Origin of the sequence: Nocardia sp. NPDC058633, assembly GCF_042717045.1 — a bacterium.
Lineage (GTDB): Bacteria > Actinomycetota > Actinomycetes > Mycobacteriales > Mycobacteriaceae > Nocardia.
This window is the reverse complement of the sequence record NZ_JBHXRA010000005.1, coordinates 59,579-80,539: the sequence shown is the minus strand read 5'-3', so window position 1 is coordinate 80,539 and position 20,961 is coordinate 59,579. Positions and strand designations below refer to the sequence as shown.

General features: G+C 68.1%; 19 protein-coding genes. 7 read left to right on the top strand and 12 right to left on the bottom strand.

The genetic code is table 11. The annotated features are described in order from the left end of the window. Window positions 1-99 precede the first annotated feature (99 nt). Window positions 100-1,215, top strand: coding sequence for an NAD(P)-binding domain-containing protein (locus ACFWUR_RS07930; protein ID WP_378903681.1), 1,116 nt, complete (start codon window positions 100-102; stop codon window positions 1,213-1,215). Here the strand turns inward: ACFWUR_RS07930 and ACFWUR_RS07925 are convergent. Further along, window positions 1,196-2,050, bottom strand: a complete 855-nt coding sequence (locus ACFWUR_RS07925) for an aldo/keto reductase (RefSeq protein WP_378903678.1) — start codon at window positions 2,048-2,050, stop codon at window positions 1,196-1,198. The two genes, ACFWUR_RS07930 and ACFWUR_RS07925, sit on opposite strands and share 20 nt — an antisense overlap. 101 nt (window positions 2,051-2,151) lie before the next feature. Continuing rightward, a complete protein-coding gene (locus tag ACFWUR_RS07920) occupies window positions 2,152-3,663 on the bottom strand; it encodes a carboxyl transferase domain-containing protein (protein ID WP_378904176.1) in 1,512 nt (503 codons plus the stop codon). Window positions 3,664-3,769: 106 nt separating this feature from the next. Here ACFWUR_RS07920 and ACFWUR_RS07915 point away from each other — a divergent pair, with 106 nt between their 5' ends. Beyond that, window positions 3,770-4,048, top strand: a complete 279-nt coding sequence (locus tag ACFWUR_RS07915) for a helix-turn-helix transcriptional regulator (protein ID WP_378903675.1) — start codon at window positions 3,770-3,772, stop codon at window positions 4,046-4,048. Further along, window positions 4,045-4,578, top strand: a complete 534-nt coding sequence (locus tag ACFWUR_RS07910) for a hypothetical protein (RefSeq protein ID WP_378903672.1) — start codon at window positions 4,045-4,047, stop codon at window positions 4,576-4,578. Before ACFWUR_RS07915 ends, ACFWUR_RS07910 begins: the two co-directional genes overlap by 4 nt. Window positions 4,579-4,639: 61 nt before the next feature. Here ACFWUR_RS07910 and ACFWUR_RS07905 read toward each other — a convergent pair whose 3' ends face one another. Genes ACFWUR_RS07905 through ACFWUR_RS07890 form a run of 4 tightly spaced genes read right to left on the bottom strand, consistent with a single transcriptional unit; the run spans window position 4,640 to window position 9,869 of the window. Next, the gene (locus ACFWUR_RS07905; RefSeq protein ID WP_174551063.1) at window positions 4,640-5,242 is read right to left on the bottom strand and encodes an ATP/GTP-binding protein; all 603 of its coding nucleotides are present in this window, start codon (window positions 5,240-5,242) and stop codon (window positions 4,640-4,642) included. Further along, a complete protein-coding gene (locus tag ACFWUR_RS07900; RefSeq protein WP_056818578.1) occupies window positions 5,223-5,597 on the bottom strand; it encodes a DUF742 domain-containing protein in 375 nt (124 codons plus the stop codon). The genes ACFWUR_RS07905 and ACFWUR_RS07900 overlap by 20 nt, the downstream gene beginning before the upstream one ends. A 7-nt stretch (window positions 5,598-5,604) precedes the next feature. Beyond that, window positions 5,605-6,018: a roadblock/LC7 domain-containing protein gene (locus ACFWUR_RS07895; protein WP_011207200.1), complete on the bottom strand. Its 414-nt coding sequence runs from the start codon at window positions 6,016-6,018 to the stop codon at window positions 5,605-5,607. Beyond that, window positions 6,015-9,869, bottom strand: a complete 3,855-nt coding sequence (locus ACFWUR_RS07890; RefSeq protein WP_378903669.1) for an ATP-binding protein — start codon at window positions 9,867-9,869, stop codon at window positions 6,015-6,017. Before ACFWUR_RS07890 ends, ACFWUR_RS07895 begins: the two co-directional genes overlap by 4 nt. Before the next feature lie 319 nt (window positions 9,870-10,188). Here ACFWUR_RS07890 and ACFWUR_RS07885 point away from each other — a divergent pair, with 319 nt between their 5' ends. The 3 genes from ACFWUR_RS07885 (at window position 10,189) to ACFWUR_RS07875 (ending at window position 14,355) form a co-directional block, all read left to right on the top strand. Then, entirely contained in the window at window positions 10,189-12,216 is a 2,028-nt protein-coding gene (locus tag ACFWUR_RS07885) for an AMP-binding protein (protein WP_378903666.1), read from the top strand. A 79-nt stretch (window positions 12,217-12,295) separates the two neighbouring features. Then, entirely contained in the window at window positions 12,296-12,991 is a 696-nt protein-coding gene (locus tag ACFWUR_RS07880; RefSeq protein WP_378903663.1) for a response regulator transcription factor, read from the top strand. Beyond that, on the top strand, window positions 12,988-14,355 hold the full coding sequence (locus ACFWUR_RS07875; RefSeq protein WP_378903660.1) for a sensor histidine kinase: 1,368 nt from the start codon (window positions 12,988-12,990) through the stop codon (window positions 14,353-14,355). Before ACFWUR_RS07880 ends, ACFWUR_RS07875 begins: the two co-directional genes overlap by 4 nt. Window positions 14,356-14,409: 54 nt before the next feature. On the opposite strand, the gene ACFWUR_RS07870 is transcribed toward ACFWUR_RS07875, so the two are convergent. Next, window positions 14,410-14,556 carry a hypothetical protein gene (locus ACFWUR_RS07870; RefSeq protein ID WP_378903657.1) on the bottom strand — a complete coding sequence of 49 codons (147 nt, stop codon included), beginning with the start codon at window positions 14,554-14,556 and terminating at the stop codon, window positions 14,410-14,412. 96 nt (window positions 14,557-14,652) lie between these two features. Continuing rightward, window positions 14,653-15,315 (bottom strand): hypothetical protein, encoded by a 663-nt coding sequence (locus tag ACFWUR_RS07865; protein WP_378903654.1) that lies wholly within the window; start codon window positions 15,313-15,315, stop codon window positions 14,653-14,655. A 279-nt stretch (window positions 15,316-15,594) separates the two neighbouring features. Between ACFWUR_RS07865 and ACFWUR_RS07860 the strand changes: the two genes are divergently transcribed. Then, entirely contained in the window at window positions 15,595-16,752 is a 1,158-nt protein-coding gene (locus tag ACFWUR_RS07860; protein WP_378903651.1) for a YhgE/Pip domain-containing protein, read from the top strand. 49 nt (window positions 16,753-16,801) lie between these two features. Here the strand turns inward: ACFWUR_RS07860 and ACFWUR_RS07855 are convergent, their stop codons facing one another. The 4 genes from ACFWUR_RS07855 to ACFWUR_RS07840 all read right to left on the bottom strand — a co-directional run bounded on the left by ACFWUR_RS07855 (window position 16,802) and on the right by ACFWUR_RS07840 (window position 20,911). Next, window positions 16,802-17,428 (bottom strand): hypothetical protein, encoded by a 627-nt coding sequence (locus ACFWUR_RS07855; RefSeq protein WP_378903648.1) that lies wholly within the window; start codon window positions 17,426-17,428, stop codon window positions 16,802-16,804. A gap of 222 nt (window positions 17,429-17,650) precedes the next feature. Further along, complete coding sequence (locus tag ACFWUR_RS07850; protein WP_378903645.1) at window positions 17,651-18,010, bottom strand: FKBP-type peptidyl-prolyl cis-trans isomerase; 360 nt, start codon at window positions 18,008-18,010, stop codon at window positions 17,651-17,653. A 45-nt stretch (window positions 18,011-18,055) separates the two neighbouring features. Then, window positions 18,056-19,369: a citrate synthase gene (locus tag ACFWUR_RS07845; RefSeq protein ID WP_378903642.1), complete on the bottom strand. Its 1,314-nt coding sequence runs from the start codon at window positions 19,367-19,369 to the stop codon at window positions 18,056-18,058. A gap of 258 nt (window positions 19,370-19,627) precedes the next feature. Next, window positions 19,628-20,911, bottom strand: a complete 1,284-nt coding sequence (locus ACFWUR_RS07840) for an MFS transporter (protein ID WP_378903638.1) — start codon at window positions 20,909-20,911, stop codon at window positions 19,628-19,630. Between the last annotated feature and the right edge of the window lie 50 nt (window positions 20,912-20,961).

Sequence of the window (20,961 nt, the reverse complement as noted above, 5' to 3'; positions counted from 1 at the left end):
GGCGACCGACAACGCCCGGTAGGCGATAGCATCGACCGCTGTGGTTCCTCTTCGTTCGGCCCCAGACGCACCGAGCCACCGCGGCGTGCAGGCTCTCCGGTGACGGATTTCGACATCCTCGTGGTCGGCGCGGGCCAGGCCGGGCTCTCCGCCGGCTACCACCTGCGCCGGCTCGGCTTGGTGCCCGAACGGGATTTCCGCATCGTCGACCACGCGCCCGGTCCCGGTGGCGCCTGGCAGTTCCGATGGCCTTCGCTGACCCTGACCACGGTGAACCGCGTGCACGATCTGCCGGGGATGTCTTTCGCCGAGACGCTGCCTGCGGGGTCGGAGTCGGCGCGCGCGGCCACGGCGGTGCCGCACTATTACGAGCTCTACGAAAAGCGCTTCGACCTGCGAGTTCAGCGGCAGGTGACGGTGCAGGTGGTCTGTGATCGGACCGCCGACGGACACAGCTGCGCCGGCCGCGGCGAGATATTGCAGGTCGAGACCGAGGGCGCGGGCACCTTGCGCGTACGGGGGCTGATCAACGGCACCGGCACCTGGGAGCACCCGTTCATCCCCCGCTATCCGGGCGCCGACACCTTCGCCGGACGCCAATTGCACACCCGCGACTACCGAACCGCCGACGAGTTCGTGGGCAAGCACGTGGTCGTCGTGGGTGGGGGAATCTCGGCGGTGCAGTTGCTCGACGAAATCTCGCGCGTGACCTCCACCACATGGGTCACCCGGTCGCAGCCGCGGTGGCGGGAGACGCCGTTCGCCGAGCAGGACGGGCGCGACGCGGTGGCACTGGTCGAAGACCGCGTGCGCGCCGGCCTGCCGCCGGGGTCGGTGGTGTCGGTGACGGGTCTGTTGCTCGACGATCGGGTGCGGGCCGCGCGCGAACGGGGTGCGCTGCGGCGGTTGCCGATGTTCGAGCGGATCGAACCCGCCGGGGTGCGCTGGGCAGACGGCGGTTTCCAGGCCGCCGACGTGATCTTGTGGGCGACCGGTTTCCGCAGCTCCCTGGACCACTTGGCCCCGCTGCGGCTGCGCGAACCCGGCGGCGGGATCACCATGACCGGGCGATTGGCGACCCAGGTGGCCGTCGACCCGCGCGTGCATCTCATCGGCTACGGGCCCTCGGCCAGCACGATCGGCGCCAACCGCGCGGGCCGGGCAGCCGCGCGCGAACTGACCGACTACCTCGGGGTCATTCCAGCCCCGCGCTGAACGTCGCCGGATCGCCGCCGACTCGTTTGCCCACGTCGAGGCGGTTGATCGACTCCATCGCCGCGGCATCGAGCTCGAAGGTGAACACGTCGAAGTTCTCGGCGATCCGCGAGGGCGTGACCGACTTCGGGATGACGATATTGCCCAACTGCAGGTGCCACCGGATGATGACCTGCGCGGGCGTGCGACCGAGTGCGGTCGCGATGGCGGCGATGGTCGGATCGTCGAGCAAAGTGCCCTGCCCGAGTGGGCTCCACGCCTCGGTGGCGATCGCGTGATTGGCATGGTATTGGCGCAGGTCACGCTGGGAAAGCGTGGGATGCAACTCGATCTGGTTCACCGTGGGGATCTCACCCGTCTCGGCGATCACGGTCTCCAGATCGATCACCCGGAAGTTGGAGACACCGATCGAACCGATTCGGCCCTGCGACTTCAGCGCCTGGAACGCGCGGAACGTGTCGACGAAGCGACCGGCCGACGGGACGGGCCAGTGGATCAGGTACAGGTCGAGATAGTCCAGGCCGAGCCGCTGCATGCTGGCGTCGAAGGCGCGCAGGGTGCTGTCGTAGCCCTGCTCGGAGTTCCACAGCTTGGTGGTGACGAAGAGTTCGTCGCGAGCAATCCCCGATTCACGGAGGGCGCGGCCTACGCCTTCCTCGTTTCCGTAGACCGCGGCCGTGTCGATACTGCGGTAGCCGACCTTCAACGCCTCGGCCACCACCCCGGTGACGTCTTCCGCGGGTACCTGGAACACACCGAAGCCGAGCTGTGGGATCACGTTCCCGTCATTGAGCACGATGGTGGGGACAGGGCTGCTCTCACTACGGAAGGTCACCCACTCGAAGGTAGAAGTGGTTCGGTGCGGCGTCAACGACGGCGCGTCGCGTGTTTCCCCCTGGCACAAAACGGGGCGCTGGTCAGGGAATTGCCCAGAGCTCAGTATCCGGCTCCGGCCAGCCCGATTCGCCGGTACCGGGTCTGCCTCATCGCTCGCAGTTGTGTGGGTTCGCAGGCGCGCAGCGCTGCCAGCTCGGCGGCGATCGCGAGGACGGTGCGGCGAGCGAAGGCGACCGGTTCGTCGGCGGCGTCGGGGTACTCCTCGACGATCCGGTCCACCACACCGTCTCCGAGCAGATCGGCCGATCTGATGCCTTGCGCCGCAGCCAATTCCGGTGCGTGCGCGGTATCACGGAACACGATGGCGCTCGCCCCTTCCGGTGGCAGCGGGGCGAGCCAGCCGTGCCGGGCGGCGAGTACCCGGTCGGCGGGCAGCAGCGCGAGCGCGCCGCCGCCGGTGCCCTGGCCGAGCAGCACGGAGACGGTCGGGGTGTCGAGAGTGACGAGATCGGCCAGACAGCGCGCGATTTCGGGGGCCAGCCCGCGCTCCTCGGCCTCCTTGGACAGGGCGGCACCGACGGTGTCGATGACGAGCACCAGCGGCAGACGCAGTTCGCGCGCGAGGACCATCGCCCGTCGCGCCTCGCGCAGGGCGGCCGGGCCCATGGTGTGCTCGCCCTCCTGACCGGATCGATCGTGTCCGAACACGACGCACGGTTGCCCGGCGAAGCGAGCGAGGGCGAGCAGCACGGTGCGATCGGAATCACCTCGGCCGGTACCGCTGAGTGGAACCCGTTGCGTCGTATGGCGAAGCAGATCGCGAATACCCGGTCGGCCGGGCCTGCGCGAACTGAGCACCGAATCCCAGGCGCTCGCAGTCGGATTCGCCGCGGTCGCCGGACTACGCACCGGCGCGGCCCAACCCGGTTCGGTCGTCACCGCGACCACGTCCCCGCCTGCCACGCTCATCGCCCGATGCGCGATGCGGCGGAACACCTCCACCGTCACCACACCGTCGATCACGCCGTTGCGGTAGAGGTTCTCCGCGGTCTGCACATCCGGCGGAAAAGGCCTGCCGTACAGGGCTTCGTACACGCGGGGCCCGAGAAACCCGATGAGCGCACCGGGCTCGGCAAAGGTGATGTGCCCCAACGACCCCCATGAGGCGAACACCCCGCCCATCGTAGGATCGCGCAGGTACACCAGATACGGGTGTCCCGCCGTCTTGTGCACGGCCACCGCGCCCGCGATCTTCACCATCTGCACGAAAGCGATTGTCCCCTCCTGCATCCGAGTGCCACCGGAGGTGGGCGAGGCGATCAACGGCAGCCCGAGTTCGGTAGCGCGCTCGACCGCGCGCACGATCCGCTCGGCCGCGGCCACCCCGATCGACCCGGCCAGAAACGCGAACTCACAGGCGATCACCGCCACCCGGCGGCCGCGCAACAACCCCTCCCCCGTCAACACCGACTCATCGGTGCCCGCTCGATCGGCCGCGGCGATGAGCTCCTGCCGATAGCGAGGCGACACCGCGGGCTCGATCGGCGCGCGATCCCAACTCACGAAAGAACCCGCGTCGAGTAACTGGCCGAGCAGCTCTTCCGCCGACATGTGCACGTGGTGAGCGTAGCCGGACCCTGTTCAGGTGGGTCACGACATCGCGACGCTGTGTTAGAACATCTTGACTTTCTATTGTGTTTTTACAACACTATGTTAGGTGAGCCCAGTCAGACGAGGGGAAACCCTGCCGATCTTCAATCGCATCGCGGTGTTGCGGGCGGAGCATCGGATGAGCCGGGCGGCGCTTGCCGAGGCCGTCAATGTCAATGTCCAGACGATCGGCGCGCTCGAGCGCGGCGATCACTATCCGAGCCTCGACCTGGCCATGCGCATCTGCGATGTGTTCGCGCTGCCGGTCGAAGTCGTGTTCTCCCGCAAGGAATTGGGGCCGTTGTCGGCCGAGCTCTACCCACGTACGAAAGGCGAAATGCCATGACCAGCACGCTCATCGACCGCTACCAGAACTACCGGGTCCGGCGCTGGCTCGTGCAGGAGCAGCGGACCTCGGGAATGCTCACGAGCTGGCGATCGCGTCGGCGGCGGCGAATTCTCGTGGTCCTCGTGACGATCGCCCTGGTCGGGATCGCGGTCGCCGGAGTGATGCGCGCGTTGAACCTGTTCGGGGCGCCAGGGGTCGCGGTCGTCTCGGCGCTGCTGTTCCTGCCGAGCTGGACCATGCTGCGGATCGCCTCGGGCGGCCAGGATCACGCACCCGACCAGATGCTCGACGAACTGGAGGTCGCCGAGCGCAACAAGGCGCGCTCGGCGGGGCTCGCGCTCACGCAATCCCTGACCATGCCGCCACTGGCGTACCTGATCTTCGGCAGCGCGTTCTCGCCGCACGCCGATGCCTACCGCATCGCCTACGCGGGCGGACTGATGATGCTGGCCACGATCATGGCCGGCGGCTGTGCGCCTGCCATGATCCTCGGCTGGACCCGGCCCGATCCCGAACCCGAGTCGTGAACGAACGCGGGCGGGGCTGCGGCCTTCATCGCAGCAGCCCCGTCTCCGTCCGGAAACCGGTTCAGTAGCCCTGCATGACCTTGCGCAGCGCGTACTCGGTCAAGGCGACCAGGGCCTGCTTGGCCGGTTCCCGGCGACGGGCGTCGATCGACATGATCGGCACGTCGGCGGGAACCGCCAAGGCCTGGCGGATGTCCTCGAGCGGGTACTTCGGCGCGTCGTCGAACTCGTTGAGCGCCACCAGGAACGGCAGCCCGCGGGCCTCGAAGTAGTCGACAGCGGCGAAGCTGTCTTCGAGCCTGCGGGTGTCGACCAACACCACGGCGCCGATGGCGCCGCGGATCAGGTCGTCCCACATGAACCAGAACCGGTACTGGCCCGGCGTACCGAACAGGTACAGGACCAGGTCGTCGGCGAGGCTGATGCGGCCGAAGTCCATCGCCACCGTGGTGGTCGACTTCTGCGGAATACCGGTCAGGTTGTCGATTCCGGTACTGGCGTTGGTGACCAACGCCTCGGTGCGCAGCGGAACGATCTCCGACACCGCGCCGACCATCGTGGTCTTACCCACGCCGAAGCCGCCGGCGACCACAATCTTCGCCGAAGTCGGCTTGGCCGTGCGGGTATCGACCTGCGCCGTCGAATCAAATACGCCGGAGTCCACTGAGAACCCTTTCGATCAGCTCGCGACGTTCATCGTCGCTGGAATCGTCTTTCAAAGTTGCCGAAACCCGGACGTGACCGGCCTCGATCAGATCGGCTACGAGTACCCGGGCCACCCCGATCGGGATGTACAGCTGGGCAGCTATCTCGGCAACGGACGGCGATTGCCTGCACAACTCCACGATGGACGTTTCGAGGTTGTTCAGTTCGTACTGCCGCTCCATGGCGACCGGATGCGATGCGACGAGTGCCTCCAACGCCAACTCGACCGCCGGCCTGGTGCGGCCGGCAGTCAAGGAGTACGGGCGAACGAGGCTGGGCTCGGCGCTCCCCATGCGGTGATCGTCTATGTCCATCCCACCATCAGGAACCCATCGTGACGCGAGGCGTGGCTTGGACCGTCTGGCCAACGCGCTCGACCAGAAGTGCCATTTCGTAGCCGACCTGACCGATATCACACGAGGTGTTGGTCAGGACTGCGAGATACGAGCCGTCGCCGACTGCCATGAGCAGCAGGTAACCGTGCTCCATCTCGACGACGGACTGGAGTACCGTACCGCCTTCGAACAGATTCGACACGCCGACGGAAAGGCTGGCCAGTCCGGCGGTCACGGCAGAGAGCTGCTCGGCGCGGTCGACCGGGAGCTGAGCGCTCGCGGCCATCAAGAGTCCGTCAGCCGAGACCAGCACGGCATGGGCTACGCCAGGAACCTCGTTGGCGAAGTTCGAAACCAGCCAATCCAGCTGACGGTTCGTACCACCTAGATCGGGGTTCATCGGTCTCCTTTATCTCCGGTTAGGTTCATTGCCTTCATTGCGCGGCCATCCCGGACGCCCTGCTGGTGACGACTCAGGCTGTTGCGGATCGTGGCGGGATCGCGTTGGGGTTGGGTGCGATCGGCGGCGCCGCTCACACCACCGGGCACGAGCCTTCCGCCCGGACTGCGCTGAGGCAAGCCGGCGGCGGTTCGCACCTCGGACTGGGCTTCGCTGGCCGCCCGAGCTGCCTGCCATCCCTCGTCACCCGGTGATTCGAAAGCGGCAGCCATTTGGTTCCGGTCGGAGTTCTCGTCCGTGAGCCACGCCGACATCATCTCGGCGAAGATCGGCGTTCCGCCCATCACGGAATCACCCTCCGGTGCCGGCTGCAACCTGGTCTGGAAGAACGACGCAGCCTTGACCGGGTTGGACCGGAAGCTGTGCCGACCCGGATCACGCCCTGCCGACGCAGCGTTTTCCGGCCCCGCAGGGTCCCGATCCCGTTGCGGCAGAGCCACTCCTGGCCCGGCGGTCGCCTGCGGTACAACACTAGCCCCGGGATCGCGCTGCGGCAGCCCATTCGGCGCAGCGGCTCGTTGGTGCAGTCCGTTGGACGCGGCCGGCTGCGGTTGACCAGCGGCCGGGGCGCGCTGCGGCAGACCGTTGTCGGCCGGATCCTGCTGCGGCGCAGGGGTCGCGCGCTGCGGCAGGCCGTTGGCCGGACGAGCGGGCTGGGCACGCTGCGGGAGTCCGTTGGCCGGATCACGTTGCGGCAGACCACCGGACTGCTCACGCTGCGGCAGGCCGGTCGACGGATCACGCTGGGGCAGACCACCGGACTGCTCACGCTGCGGCAGACCAGTGGACGGGTCGCGTTGGGGCAGACCGCCCGTCTGCTCACGCTGCGGCAGGCCGGTCGACGGATCACGCTGGGGCAGACCACCGGACTGCTCGCGCTGGGGCAGACCACCGGTCTGATCGAGCCTCGGCAGACCGCCGGACTGATCCCGATGCGGCAGACGTGGCGCTGGATCGCGCTGCGGCAGACCACCGGCGGCATTGCCCCGCTGCGGAAGTCCGGACGACGGATCACGCGGCGCCGAATCACGCTGCGGCGCAGCGCTTCCCTGGCCACGCTGCGGCAGACCGCCCGACTGCGCCGAATCACGCTGCGCACTCGCGGCGTCGCGCTGCGGCAGACCCGCTGCCGGATCACGCTGCGGCAGACCACCGGACTGCTCACGCTGCGGCAGACCACCGGACTGTTCACGCTGGGGCAGACCGGTCGACGGGTCACGCTGGGGCAAGCCACCGGCCTGATCCCGCTGCGGTAGACGCGGCGACGGATCACGCTGGGGTAGGCCGACCGACGGGTCACGCTGCGGAGCGCCGTTGGCGCCCGGAGAACGCTGGGGCAGACCACCGGGGGTGCTCCCCCGCTGCGGCGGTGCCGAATCACGCGGCGGCTGGGCGGGCGGCTGCGCGGAATCCCGCGACGGCGCACCGTTGGCACCCGGCTGACGCTGCGGCAACCCACCACCGGCCTGCGGCGGCCCACCGGGCTTCTGCTCGCCTTGTCCCTGCGGACCCTGTCCCTGCGGACCCTGGCCCTGCGGCCCCGGCCCGGCGGGTGGACGCGGCGGCCCGCCCGGCGACACACTGCGCTTGGGCAGGCTCGCCGCGGCGAGCTTGCCGCGCTGCGGCACGTTGCCCTGACCCGGCGCGGGCGGACGCAGAGACGGCGACGACTGCTCGGTCGCGTCCTGAGCCATGCCCGAAGCCATCGAGTTACCCGGTTGACGCTGCGGCAACCCACCACCGGCACCCGCCGGGGTCGGCCCGCTGACGCCGGGATCCACCGTGACCATCACGTTGCCGCCCGGAGTACGGGTGATCGCGCGGGTCTGCATGGTGCTCGGCTGCGGTTGCGGCTGCTGCTGTGGTGCGGGCTGCTGCTTCTGCAACTGCTGCGGCGGGATCACGGTCCCGCCTGCCACCGCGACGATCAGACCGACCGGCACGTGCACGGTGACGGTGACGCCGGGATCGCGGGCGGTATCGAAGGTCGGGCGCAGACGCACGGTGAGACCGTGGCGTTCGGCCAGTCGGCCGACCACGAACAGGCCCATGTGGCGGGCGGTGTCGGGGCCGGGCTCTGCGGTCTGCTCGAGCCTGTGGTTGATCTCCGACATCTCCGCGGGCGGCATACCGATGCCGCGGTCGGCGACCTCGATCAGCAGGCCCTGGTCGTGCGCCTGGGCGAAGGTGAACTTGACGTCGGTCTCCGGCGGGGAGGCCCGCAGGGCGTTGTCGAGCAGCTCGGCGAACAGGTGCGCCATATCGGAGGCGGCAGGCTCGACCAGCGAGCCGCGCGGCGTGGCGCCGAGCTTGACCCGCTCGTAGTCCTCGACCTCGGAGATCGCGGCGCGCAGCACGTCGGCGATCTCGACCGGGGCCGACTTGGTGCGGCGCTGCTTCGTACCGGCGAGAATCAGCAGGTTGTCACCGTTACGGCGCATGCGCGCCGCGAGGTGGTCCAAGCGGAAGAGGTTCTCGAGCAGGCGCGGGTCCTTCTCGTCGTATTCCATCGCCTCGATGAGGGTGAGCTGATGGTCGACGAGCGACTTGGAACGACGGGCCAGCGTCTCGAACATGTCGTTGACCTGCGAACGCATCTGCGCCTGATCACTCGCCAGGCGCAGCGCCTGACCGTGGATATCGTCGACGGCGCGGGCCAGCTGGCCGATCTCCTCGTCGGAGCGCACCGGCATCGGCTCCAGCGGCACGTCCTCGGGCGCGGCGCCGTTGCGGAGCTGGGCGACCTCGTGCGGCAGATCGGATTCGGCCACGCGCAGCGCGGCCAGGCGAAGGCGGTGCAGCGGCACGATCATCGAGCGGGCGACGAACACGGCCAGCAGCAGCGCGGCCAGGATCGTCGCGATGACGACCGCGGTGTATGTCCAGGCGCCGGTGGCGGCGGCGCTGGTGAGATCGTTCATCGAGACCTCGATGGCCTTGGTGGCCTCGTTCACGACGCCTTCGTAGGCGACGAGGCTCGTGTAGAGCGAGGTACGCATGTCCCCGACGGGCAGCTTGCCCGCCGCCACCTCGGGACCGCTGATCAGACCCTGCCGGACATCGGCCTGGGCCTTGAGGTCGGCGATCACCTGATCGCCGTCGGCGAAGCGGTTGGACAGCACGTCGAGCAGATGGCGCTCGGTCGCGACACCGGTGAGGAAGTTCTGCGTTCCCGTGTCGAGGCCACGCAGCAGTTCGGAGAGACCCGCGAGCTCGTCGACGAGCACCGAACGCGTGTTGAGCGAGTCGACCAGACGCAGCTTGGCCGTGTCCATCACCGGATCGCTCACCTGAGCGATGGTGGTTTCCACGATGCTGACGCTGTCCTGGGTCATCTGCTCGACCCCGGCCAGCACCGGCTCGGCGGACGACGACAGCGCCTTGCCCTGCGCGCGCACGTTCTTGGCCTGCTTGACCATCCGTTCGAGCGCGACATGCGCGGTCTGCAGATCGGTCAACCGCCCGAGCGATCCTTCGGCCACGGCGACCGCGGCGTCCAGATCGGAGAGGTCCTTGTCGGTGACCAGGGTGACCCCCGGACCGGCGGGCACCAGCTGGCTGCCGGCCACCTTCGCCGTGGCAGCGCTCAGCGCGGTGACCGACGGGATCGTGTCGACCTGCTCTTGGATACTGGAGAGCCGGTTGGCCTCCGAGAACTCGGAGGTAATTCTCGACACGCCGAGCCCGACCGCGACCGCGAGTGGCACGGCAAGCACGGCCGTAACCTTCCAACGCAGGTCCCAGTTGCCGAGCGCCCAGCGTTTGCTGCCGGACCTAGCGGCGTCACGCATCTCCCACTCACTTTCCAAACTGGCCTCGTACCGTGCACCTGAGGCGAACCTCCACAGGCGCGATGGTGGCTCGCCAGTGGCTGCTGGCCGAGAACTACGGCTGGCCGAGAAATTGCGTCTACGACTGCCCGAATAAGTGACATCGGATTCTAACGGATCAATAACTTCTTGGCTGACTCCCGGTCGAGGTCCGCTCCATGACCAGCCTGTTGTAGGCAAAACCAAAGGTCGCGGCACCCCCTCGGGTGTCGCGTGAAGTCTGCCACAATCATCTGGATCTATCGAGCGGGCATCGAAGCGAGGCTAGGGAGTCACGGGGTTGGACACCGAACACGAGTACCGGCCGGTCTATCAGACCAGCCTGGTCGACCCAGCCGACTTCTGGTCCGCCGCAGCTCAGAGCATCGAGTGGGATGTCGAACCGCAGCAGATCGTCGATGCCGCCGACAAGCGGTCGGCCCGGTGGTTCCCCGATGCCCGACTCAATACCTGTGTGAACGCCCTCGATCGGCACGTTCGGGCCGGAACCGTCGACCAGGGTGGACACGCCGATCAACCCGCCCTCATATATGTCTCCGCTATGACGGACACCACCACGATTTATACCTACGCCGAATTGCTCGACAAAGTGGCCGAGTTCGCCGGTGCCATGCGCGATCTGGGCGTGGTGGCCGGTGATCGGGTGGTGATCTATCTGCCGATGATCCCCGAAGCGGTGATCTCGATGCTGGCGTGCGCCCGCATCGGCGCGGTGCACTCGGTGGTGTTCGGCGGGTTCGCCGCGCCCGAACTGGCCGCCCGGATCGACGACGCCGAACCGGTCCTGATCGTGACGGCCTCGGGCGGGCTCGAACCCCACCGCCGCGTCGACTACCCGCCGATCGTGATGGCCGCGCTCGATCTCGCCGAGACCGCGTCGGTGCGTACGGTGATCGTCAAGCAGCGACCCGAGTTCACCACGATCGAGTTCCCCGCCGCCCTGCCCGCCACCGATGTGCTGCCGTCCTCGGAGCAGACAGTCGCCGCCCGCTGGGTCGATTGGGATGCCTGCGTCGACGGTGTGGCGCCCGCCGATCCGGTCTCGGTGGCCGCCACCGATCCGCTCTATATCCTCTACACCTCCGGCACCACCGGAAAGCCGAAGGGCGTGGTGCGCGACAACGGCGGACACGCGGTCGCGCTGGCCTGGTCGATGCGCAATATCTACGACGTCGGCCCCGGACAGGTGTTCTGGGCCGCCTCCGATGTGGGCTGGGTCGTCGGCCACTCCTACATCGTCTACGCGCCCCTGCTGGTCGGCGCGACGACCGTGCTCTACGAGGGCAAACCCGTCGGCACCCCGGACGCGGGCGCGTTCTGGCGGATCGTCGACGAGCACGACGTGCGGGTGCTGTTCACCGCGCCGACCGCCTTGCGCGCGATCCGCCGCGCCGACCCCGACGCCACCGCGGCCCGGCGCCACGACCTGTCCCGGTTGCGGGCGCTGTTCTGCGCGGGCGAGCGCCTCGATCCGGCCACCTTCGACTGGGCGACGAACACCCTGCTCGCCGACCACCCCGACACCCCGGTGGTCGACCACTGGTGGCAGACCGAGACCGGCTGGCCGATCTGCGCCGACCCGCTCGGCCTGCAGCAACTGCCCGTCAAACCCGGTTCGGCGAGTGTGCCCGTGCCCGGCTACCGGTTGCGCGTGCTCGACGCGAACGGCAACGCGGTGCCCGCCGGGACCGAGGGCAACATCGTCATCGGGCTGCCGCTGCCGCCCGGCTGCCTGACCGGGCTGTGGCGCGACCGGGACCGCTTCGTCCGCTCGTACCTGTCGGCCTTCCCCGGCCACTACCTCACCGGCGACTCCGGCTACTTCGACGAGGACGGCTACCTCTACGTCCTCGGCCGCAGCGACGACGTGATCAATATCGCCGGTCACCGCCTGTCGGCGGGCAGCATCGAGGCCGCCATCGCCGGGCACGAGGCCGTGGCCGAGTGCGCGGTGATCGGCATGCCCGACGAGCTCAAGGGCAGCCTCCCGCTGGCGTATGTCGTGCTCAAGCAGGGTGTCGACATCGATCAGCAGCAGTTGCGCGCCGAACTCGACGCCCGGGTGCGCGCCCAGATCGGCGCGATCGCCACCCTGCACGATTCGATCATCGTCACCGGTCTGCCCAAGACCCGCTCCGGCAAGATCCTGCGCAAGACGATCCGCCAGCTCACCGCCGGTGAACACGTGGAAACCCCCGCCACCATCGAGGACCCCCACGTCCTCACCGCCCTCGCCGACCGCATCCTGGCCAACCCGCCGCTGGGCAACCAGACCCCCGACAGCGACCAGGTCTCCCCCACCCCGTGACCGCGGGACGTCGCTGCCCCGCAGGCCGACAGGCCGAGACCACGCGGCCCCCGGGTCGCCGGAATATAGGCTCACGGGTGTGACTCCCTCTACCGTCCTGGTCGTCGATGACGACGAGGATGTCCTCGCCTCCGTCGAACGGGGCCTTCGGCTGTCCGGGTTCCGGGTGCTGGTCGCACGCGACGGCGGGGCCGCGCTGCGGGCCGTCACCGAGCATGCCCCCGACGCGGTGGTCCTCGACATGAACATGCCGGTGCTCGACGGCGCGGGCGTGGTCACCGCCCTGCGCGCGATGGGCAACGACGTGCCCATCTGCGTGCTCAGCGCCCGGGCGTCGGTGGACGACCGGATCGCGGGCCTCGAGTCGGGCGCCGACGACTATCTGGTGAAGCCCTTCGAGTTGGCGGAGCTGGTGGCCAGGATCAAGGCCCTGCTGCGCCGTCGCACCGACACGCCCGACCCCGTGGCACCCGGTGCGCTGACCGTCGGTCCACTGCTGGTCGATGTCGCGGGCTATCGCGCACTCCTGCACGGGCGCGAAATCGAGCTCACCAAAAGGGAATTCGAATTGCTGTCCACGCTGGCCAGGAATGCCGGTGTGGTGTTGACGCGCGAACGCCTGCTGGAATTGGTGTGGGGTTACGATTTCATAGCCGATACGAATGTGGTCGACGTATTCGTCGGATACCTGCGCAGAAAACTCGAAATAGATGACACGCCAAGGATTTTGCACACGATTCGCGGGGTGGGGTTCGTCCTCCGGGAATCGAAATGATCTCCGGTCCACCGAAACGTCGTCGCAGACAATCCTTTTCGCTGCGAACAAGAGTCGCGGGAGCGGCTGCGGCGGGTGCGGTCGTCATCGTCACGATCGCCGCTTTCGTCGGTTTTCAGGCAATCGAACGCAATAATGTCACCCAAACCGATCAACAACTGGAAATCGCTTCGCGCATCGTGCTGATCGAACCGGTACTCGCCACCGGATTCGTGAATCTGACCGGCTTGCAGAACACCATGGCGCTCACCGTGCGCGACGACGGCCAGGTGACCGCGTCGAGCTCGACCCAGCTGCCTGACCTGCCGCCGGGCTCGCAGACCGTCGTGCTGGACGAGCAGCCCTACCGGGTACTCACCACCACCGAGAACCAGCCCGCCGGCCGCACCGTCTCCCTCGCGATTCCCACCACCGAGGCGACCAAGGCGACCGACGACCAGCAACGCTGGGTACTCGCGGGTGCGGCGATCGCGGTGGCGGCCGCGGCGGCGCTGGGCTGGTTGCTCGCCGGGCGCGCCGTCGGCCCGATCGTGAAGCTGACCAGGCAGGTGTCGGCCCGCAGCGCCGTCGGCGAGCCGGACGCGCACGACCGACCGGTCGACGGTTCCGGGGTCGACGAGGCGGTGAAGCTGGCCGAGGCGGTGAACACCATGCTGGCCCGCGTCGACCAGGCCCAGGCCGAGACCGCGGCCGCCCTGGAGACGGCCCGCGATTTCGCCGCCGTCTCCGCACACGAACTGCGCACCCCGCTCACCGCGATCCGCACCGACCTCGAGGTCCTGCGCACCCTCGACCTCACCGACGAACAGCGCCGCGAGATCCTCGACGACCTCGCCCGCAACGAGACCCGGGTGGAAACCACCCTGTCCGCGCTGGAACGGCTCGCCCGCGGCGACCTCACCGCCGAAACCGACCACGTGCCCACCGATGTCGCCGATCTGTGCGACCAGGCCGCCCACGACGCCATGCGCCACAATCCCGGACTGACGGTGCGCATCGAGACCGACGCCGAACTGGTGACCCGCGGCCTGCCCGCGGGTCTGCGCCTGGCCGTCGACAACGCGCTCACCAATTCGGTGAAGCACGGCGGCGCCACCGCCGCCGTGGTCTCGGCGCACCGCACCGCGCACGGTCGGATCGTCATCGCCGTCGACGACAACGGCACCGGGGTCACGCCAGGCGAACGCGAGGCGGTGTTCGCGCGGTTCGCGCGTGGCACCAACGCCGCCAAGGGCGGTTCGGGTCTCGGCCTCGCGCTGGTCGCCCAGCAGGCGCAGTTGCACGGTGGGCTGGCGTACTTCGAGGACAGTCCGCTCGGCGGCGCCCGCCTCGTGATCGACCTGCCCGCTCGCCCGGCCTGGTAGGAACACGAAAGCCCCGCACCCATCCCGATGGTGGGTGCGGGGCCGAGCTCGCTACTACTTGTCGCTGTTGAAAGCGCCCTTCACTCTGCCCGCCGCGCGCTCGGCAGCTTCCTTCACGGTGGCCGCTGCCTTCTTCGCTTCCGCCTCGATCTTCTCGCCCTCGGCCTTGGCCTTGGCTTTGACATCGTCGGTGTCGGACATCGAACCTCCACTCTCGTGAGTTCCGCGCCTGACCGGCACGGGTGAAGATACTCGCGAGACTACCGCACAGTTAACGCGCAGCGACTGAAGCTGTTATCAGGGCAGAACCTGCGGGATCGACTCCGGGATGACCAGGCCGATGACCGCACCGAGCACCGCGCCGGTGATCGCGAACGAGACGCCCGAGGTGAACGCGCAGAAGAAGTAGCCGACGATGAACGCGGCCAGGGCGGGGATGCACAGGATCGCCGCGGTCAGGAAGCCGATGGTGGCACCGGCGGCCGCACCGTTCTGGACGGGGTCGTGGTTGCCGGCCGCGGGGTTGGTGGCGATGCTCTTCAGCTCGTCGGTGGTGGCGGCGGACAGCTGCGGGGCGATCTGCAGGGTGCGACCGTCCTCGGAGATGACCGAAGCCAGCACGACGTTGTTGCCGCCGGTGGTGGCCAGCGTCAGCGGAAGCTCGCTGACCTTGGCGCCCGTGGCGGAGACGACGGCGACGTTGGTGGAGTCGGGCGAGAGCACGAAGGTGCCGTTGTCGACGGTCGCGGAGATGCTGCGCAGGTCCGGCGAGACGACGGTCTTGTAGCCGACGCCCTCGGAAACGCCTTCGCTACCGAGCGCGGTGGCGATCTCGCCCTGACGCTCGGCGGTGACGTCGGCGGCCGCGGTGCCCGTGGTGACGAGCGAGGCGGCGACGGCCAGCGGCAGTACGGCGAAGACGGCGCGGCGACCCGCGCGAGTGATGGTGTGGTTGAACATATTCGGTTCTCCCTCCCGATGCTTCCGAAGAATCCCCGAACCCCCCGGACGAATCGAAAAAATCTCGATGTCGATTGACTCGAGAGTTGTACCGAACCACCACCGTGTTGCGTAACCTGTTGTGACACAAGGCATAGTTTGATATTTCGGCTATCGATCGGCGATCGAGGGCGCGGCCGCTTCGGCACACCGGCAGCTATCGGCACACCGGCCCTTCCTCAACGAACTCTCAGAGTCCTCCCACCGCCGACAGCGAAGTCCGGGGATACCGTCGCCGATGTGATCGACAAACGCGCCCGCCTGCTCTGCCTCGCCACTGCCCTCGCCATCGCGGGCGGTGCTGTCGCCTGCACGGGCAAGGACACAGCACCGACCGGGATCGCGCTCGTCAACGCGGATTCCGGCCCCACCGGTGAGCGCGTGGCCAAGGCTGTCCAGGACGCGGGCGGCTACGAGTGGACCGTCGCCGAGCCCGGTGAGATCGATGAAGGCGACTACGCCGCCGTGATCACCCTGCCCGCCGATCTCACCGCGTCGATGGCCACCCTCGCCACCCCGGATCCCCAGCGCGCCAAGGTCACCGTCACCACCCACGACGACGCCGACGCCGACACCGTGAACGGCGCGGTCGACGTGGTGACCCATCGGATCGGCGCGTCCGGGGTGGACGCCGCCCTGGCCGCGGTCTCGCAGGCACGCAACCAGATGACCTCGGTCCAGTTCACCGCCCAGCTGCTCAGCGCGGGTGTGAACGCCGCCGCCGACGGTGCGAACCAGTTCAGCGGCGGCGCCGAACAGATGCTCGGCTTCCTCGATTACGCGAAAGAGGGCGCCGGCCAGCTCACTTCGGCCATCGAGTTGTTGAATCAAACCGTCGACGGCGCCGCGAAGCAGGCCACCCAACTGGCCGACGCCCTGGGCGCTACCGGTATCACCATCGCCGGCGTCCAGGCCGGCGCGACCGCCGTGGGCTCGGGCCTCGACCAGATCCTGCCGCTGCTGAAGGCCCTGCCCTTCGCGGGTGACCCCCAGCTCGCCGACATCATCACCAAGCTGGAAGCACTTCGCGGCGTGTCGAACCAAGCAGGCACCCAGCTCGCGGGACTCGGCGAATTGACCGGCGCCGCAGTCGATCCCAACACCGACCTCGGCACACTCCTGCGCACCGTCGTGGCCCGCCTCAACAGCGCCCGTGACCAGCTCACCCAGGGCGCCGAACTCGCCGAAGGCCTGCCCACCCTCGCCGAACAGGGCGGCGCCCAGCTGGTTTCCGCCATCGAACAACTCACCGGCGGCGTCGGTGCCATGCAGAACATCGTCGGCAATCTCAACAACCAGACCGCCAAGGCCCTCGAAGCACTGCCTCCACGCGGCCAGTCCCAGCAGTCCGCGCTCGCGCTGGCTCTCACCGACCCGGTGGAGGTCGTTCGCGAGTGAACGAACTACGGCCCGGTCGATATCGACCGGGCCGCAACTTTTTTCACGCTCAGGGCAGGACCTGCGGGATGATGTCCGGCGCAGCCACCCCCACCACCGCACCGATCAACGCGCCGATCAACGCGTTCGGCAGACCCACCAGGCCGACGCACGGCAGGTAGAGGATCATCGTGGTGATCATCGGGATACACACGACGGCCGCGATGAGCGCCCCGACGCCGGCGCCGATGGCGGCGGCGTTGTGGACCGGGTCGGGGAATTGCGCGGTGGGCGTGGTCGCGATGGTCTTCAGTTCGGCGCTCGCCGCTTCCGAGGGTCGCGGTGTCACCGTCATGCTTCGCCCATCGGCGGCGATCTCGGTGGCCATGGCGATCACATTGCCGCTGACCGTGGTGAACGAGGTGGGGATCTCCCCGATCGGATCGCCGGTCGCCGACTCCACGACCACCCGGCCCAGGTCGGGTGCGAGCAAGAATCGGCCCTCGTCGACCGAGGCGGAAACGGTGCGCAGATCCGGCGCGACGGCGGTGCGATATCCCTGCCCGGTACTCGACAGTCCTGCCGCGTACTGGGTCTGCTGATCGGCCTCCGCCGACGAAACCCCGGCCAGGCTCACCGCCACCGCAACGGGCAACGCCACGGCCAGCGCACGGCGAACAACCTTGTGTTGGAACATGATCGAGAATCTCCCTCCCGAAACTCCCGAAGAACCCGGCCCCGGGCGAATCGAACAAGTCACTGTCATGGACAACGCATTGGAAACGAATCACACGGGAGCCATCGGGGCTCCGTCATACGCGGGGCACATTACCCGGCGGCCCGATGGCTCCGAGCCCGTACCCCTGAAACAGCAACGGCCCGCGCCTCCCTCAGGGAAGCACGGGCCGGGAAAGCTGGATCAGCGCGCGTCGAGCAGGTCGATCACGAAGACCAGGGTCTTGCCCGACAGCGCGTGGCCACCACCGGCCGCGCCGTAGGCGAGCTCCGGCGGGATGACCAGCTGACGACGGCCGCCGACCTTCATGCCGGGGATGCCGTCCTGCCAGCCCTGGATCAGGCCGCGCAGCGGGAAGGTGATGGATTCGCCGCGGTCCCAGGAGGAGTCGAACTGCTCACCGTTGTCGAACTCGACGCCGACGTAGTGCACCTCGACGGTGCCACCGGCCACCGCTTCCTTGCCTTCGCCCTCGATGAGGTCGGTAATAACGAGCTCGGTGGGCGCGGGGCCCTCCTGAAAATCGATCTCCGGCTTGGTCATGCGGGCTATCCCCTTCGATAGATTGCGTTGTCCAACAGACAATGACTAACGGTTGTCGATCGCACGGTAGTCGCGTTCACCGTAGCCGGTGTAGATCTGGCGCGGACGGCCGATCTTCAGCGGCTCGGAGTGCATCTCACGCCAGTGCGCGATCCAGCCCGGCAGTCGGCCCATCGCGAACAGCACGGTGAACATACGAGTCGGGAAGCCCATGGCGCGGTAGATCACGCCGGTGTAGAAGTCGACGTTCGGGTACAGGCGACGCGACACGAAGTAGTCGTCGGTGAGGGCGGCCTCTTCGAGCTGCTTGGCGATGTCGAGCAGCTGGTCGTCGCCACCGATCTTCGACAGGATCTTGTCGGCGGCCTGCTTGACCAGCGTCGCGCGCGGGTCGTAGTTGCGGTAGACGCGGTGCCCGAAGCCCATGAGCTTCACGCCGTCTTCCTTGTTCTTGACCTTGCGGATGAATTCCTTGACGTCGCCGCCGTTGGCCTTGATCTCGTCGAGCATCTCGAGCACGGCCTGGTTGGCGCCGCCGTGCAGCGGGCCCCACAGCGCGTTGATGCCACCGGAGACCGAGGTGAACAGGTTGGCGTCGGAGGAACCGACGAGGCGCACGGTCGAGGTGGAGCAGTTCTGCTCGTGGTCGGCGTGCAGGATCAGCAGCATGTCGAGCGCGGCGGCGACCTCGGGGTCGACCTCGTAGGGCTCGGCCGGGAACCCGAAGGTCATCCGCAGGAAGTTCTCGACCAGCGACAGCGAGTTGTCGGGGTAGAGGAACGGCTGACCGACCGACTTCTTGTACGAGTACGCCGCGATGGTCGGCAGCTTCGCCAGCAGGCGGATGGTCGACAGCTCGACCTGCTCGGGATCGCGCGGGTCGAGGGAGTCCTGGTAGTACGCCGACAGCGCGTTCACCGCCGACGACAGCACCGGCATGGGGTGCGCGTTGCGCGGGAAGCCGTCGAAGAACCGCTTGAGGTCCTCGTGCAGCAGGGTGTGGCGACGGATGCGATCGGTGAAGTCGTCGAGCTGGGCCTGGGTCGGCAGCTCACCGTAGATGAGCAGGTAGCTGACCTCGATGAAGGTCGAGCGGCCCGCCAGCTGGTCGATCGGGTAACCGCGGTAGCGCAGGATGCCCGCTTCACCGTCGATGTAGGTGATGGCCGACTTGGTCGACGCGGTGTTCATGAAACCGGGGTCGTAGGTGACGTAACCGGTGCTGGCCAGCAGCTTGCCCAAGTCGAGCCCGTCGTTACCCTCCGCGGCCTTGGTGACCGAGATCGGGAACTCGCCACCGGGGTAATACAGCCCCGCTTTGGCGTCTTCGGTGACGTTGGTGATGTTCTCAGCGGGCACGGAAGGATCCCTCTCAGGCTAGAACCGTAGGCACCGATGCGGTCGGCACAGGTGCACTTGCGCTAACGCTAGCTGTTGTTCGGTCAGGGCAAGCAATCAGGGTTGCCCTGTCCGGTTCTCACACCGACGGCGTTCGACGGTGAGGTCGGCACGAGGCCGGGGACCTGCGCCGATCACCTTTTTCGCACCTACACTCCGACGGTTGAGGGCAATCGTGCGACAAACGGATGCGTCAATCGAATCCGGTTGCCGCACAGGTCAATTCACCATCGCGGCGGAGTGCGCGCGAACTACCCGGTAGCGCACGAAGGCGGGGAAGGCGAGTGCGGCCACCGCCACGCCGATCACCACCAGCACGCCGCCACCGGCAGCAGCCACAGCGGTACCCATGCTCGCCGCCGCGAAACCGTGGGCAACATCACCGATTCGCGGCCCACCTGCGACAACCACGATGAACACGCCCTGCAACCGCCCGCGCATCTCGTCGGTCGAGACATTGAGCAGCATGGCGGTACGGAACGCCGCCGACACCATATCCACCGCGCCGCCCAGCGCCAGGAACGCCACCGCGATCCACAGCCACACACCCAGACCGAACAGGCGCCCGGCCAACCCGACCGCGAGCCCGAACCCGACCATCGCCACACCCCACAGCGCGATGCACACGATCACCGCCAGCCCCTGCCTGCGCACCCGCGGTATCCACCCGGAGAACACCCCACCCAGCACCGACCCCGCCGCGATGGCCGCGAACAGCAGGCCCAACGCCACCCCGCCCTCGGCCGGATCATGGAAGGTCTCGTGCGCGATCTGCGGGAACAGCGCGCGCGGCATGCCGAACACCATGGCGACGAGGTCGACGACGAACGAGGCGAGCAGGATGCGCTGCCCCGCGAGATAGCGGAAGCCGTCGAGCACGGTCCGCAGGGTGGCCCGCCGCTGCGCACCGGTCGGCGGGAAGGCGGGCAGCCGCCACACCGCCCACAGCGTCGCGAGCAGGGCGACCGAGTCGATCAGGTACAGCATCGACAGGCCGATCACCGGGATGAGCAGTCCGGCCAGCACCGGTCCCGCGATCATGCCCACGTTCTGCACGGTCATGCTCAGCGAACTGGCGGAGGCCATCTGTTCCGGCGGCAGCAACCGGGCGATCAGGGCGCTGCGGGTGGGCTGGTTGACCGCGAAGAACGCCTGCTGGGTGGCGAACAGCCCGAGCACCAGCCACACATTGTTCAAGCCGAGAGCGGCCTGCGCCCAGAACGCCACCGCGGTCAGACCCGTACCGGCTGTGGTGATGACGAGCAGAGTGCGCCGGTCCATCACATCGGCGAGCGCGCCACCCCAGAGCCCGAACACCACCAGGGGTACCAGGCCGAACAAGCCGGCCAGGCCCACATAGCCGGAGCTGCCGGTGATCTGGAAGATCTGCTGCGGTACCGCGACCACCGAGAGCTGCGCGCCGATGACGGTGACGATATTGGTCGTCCACAGCCTGCGATAGTCGCGATTACGCAGCGGTTCGGTGTCGGCGAGCAGCTTCACTCAGCGCAGATTAGCCACCGTCACGCGTTCATCCCATGTTTGCGATCGGT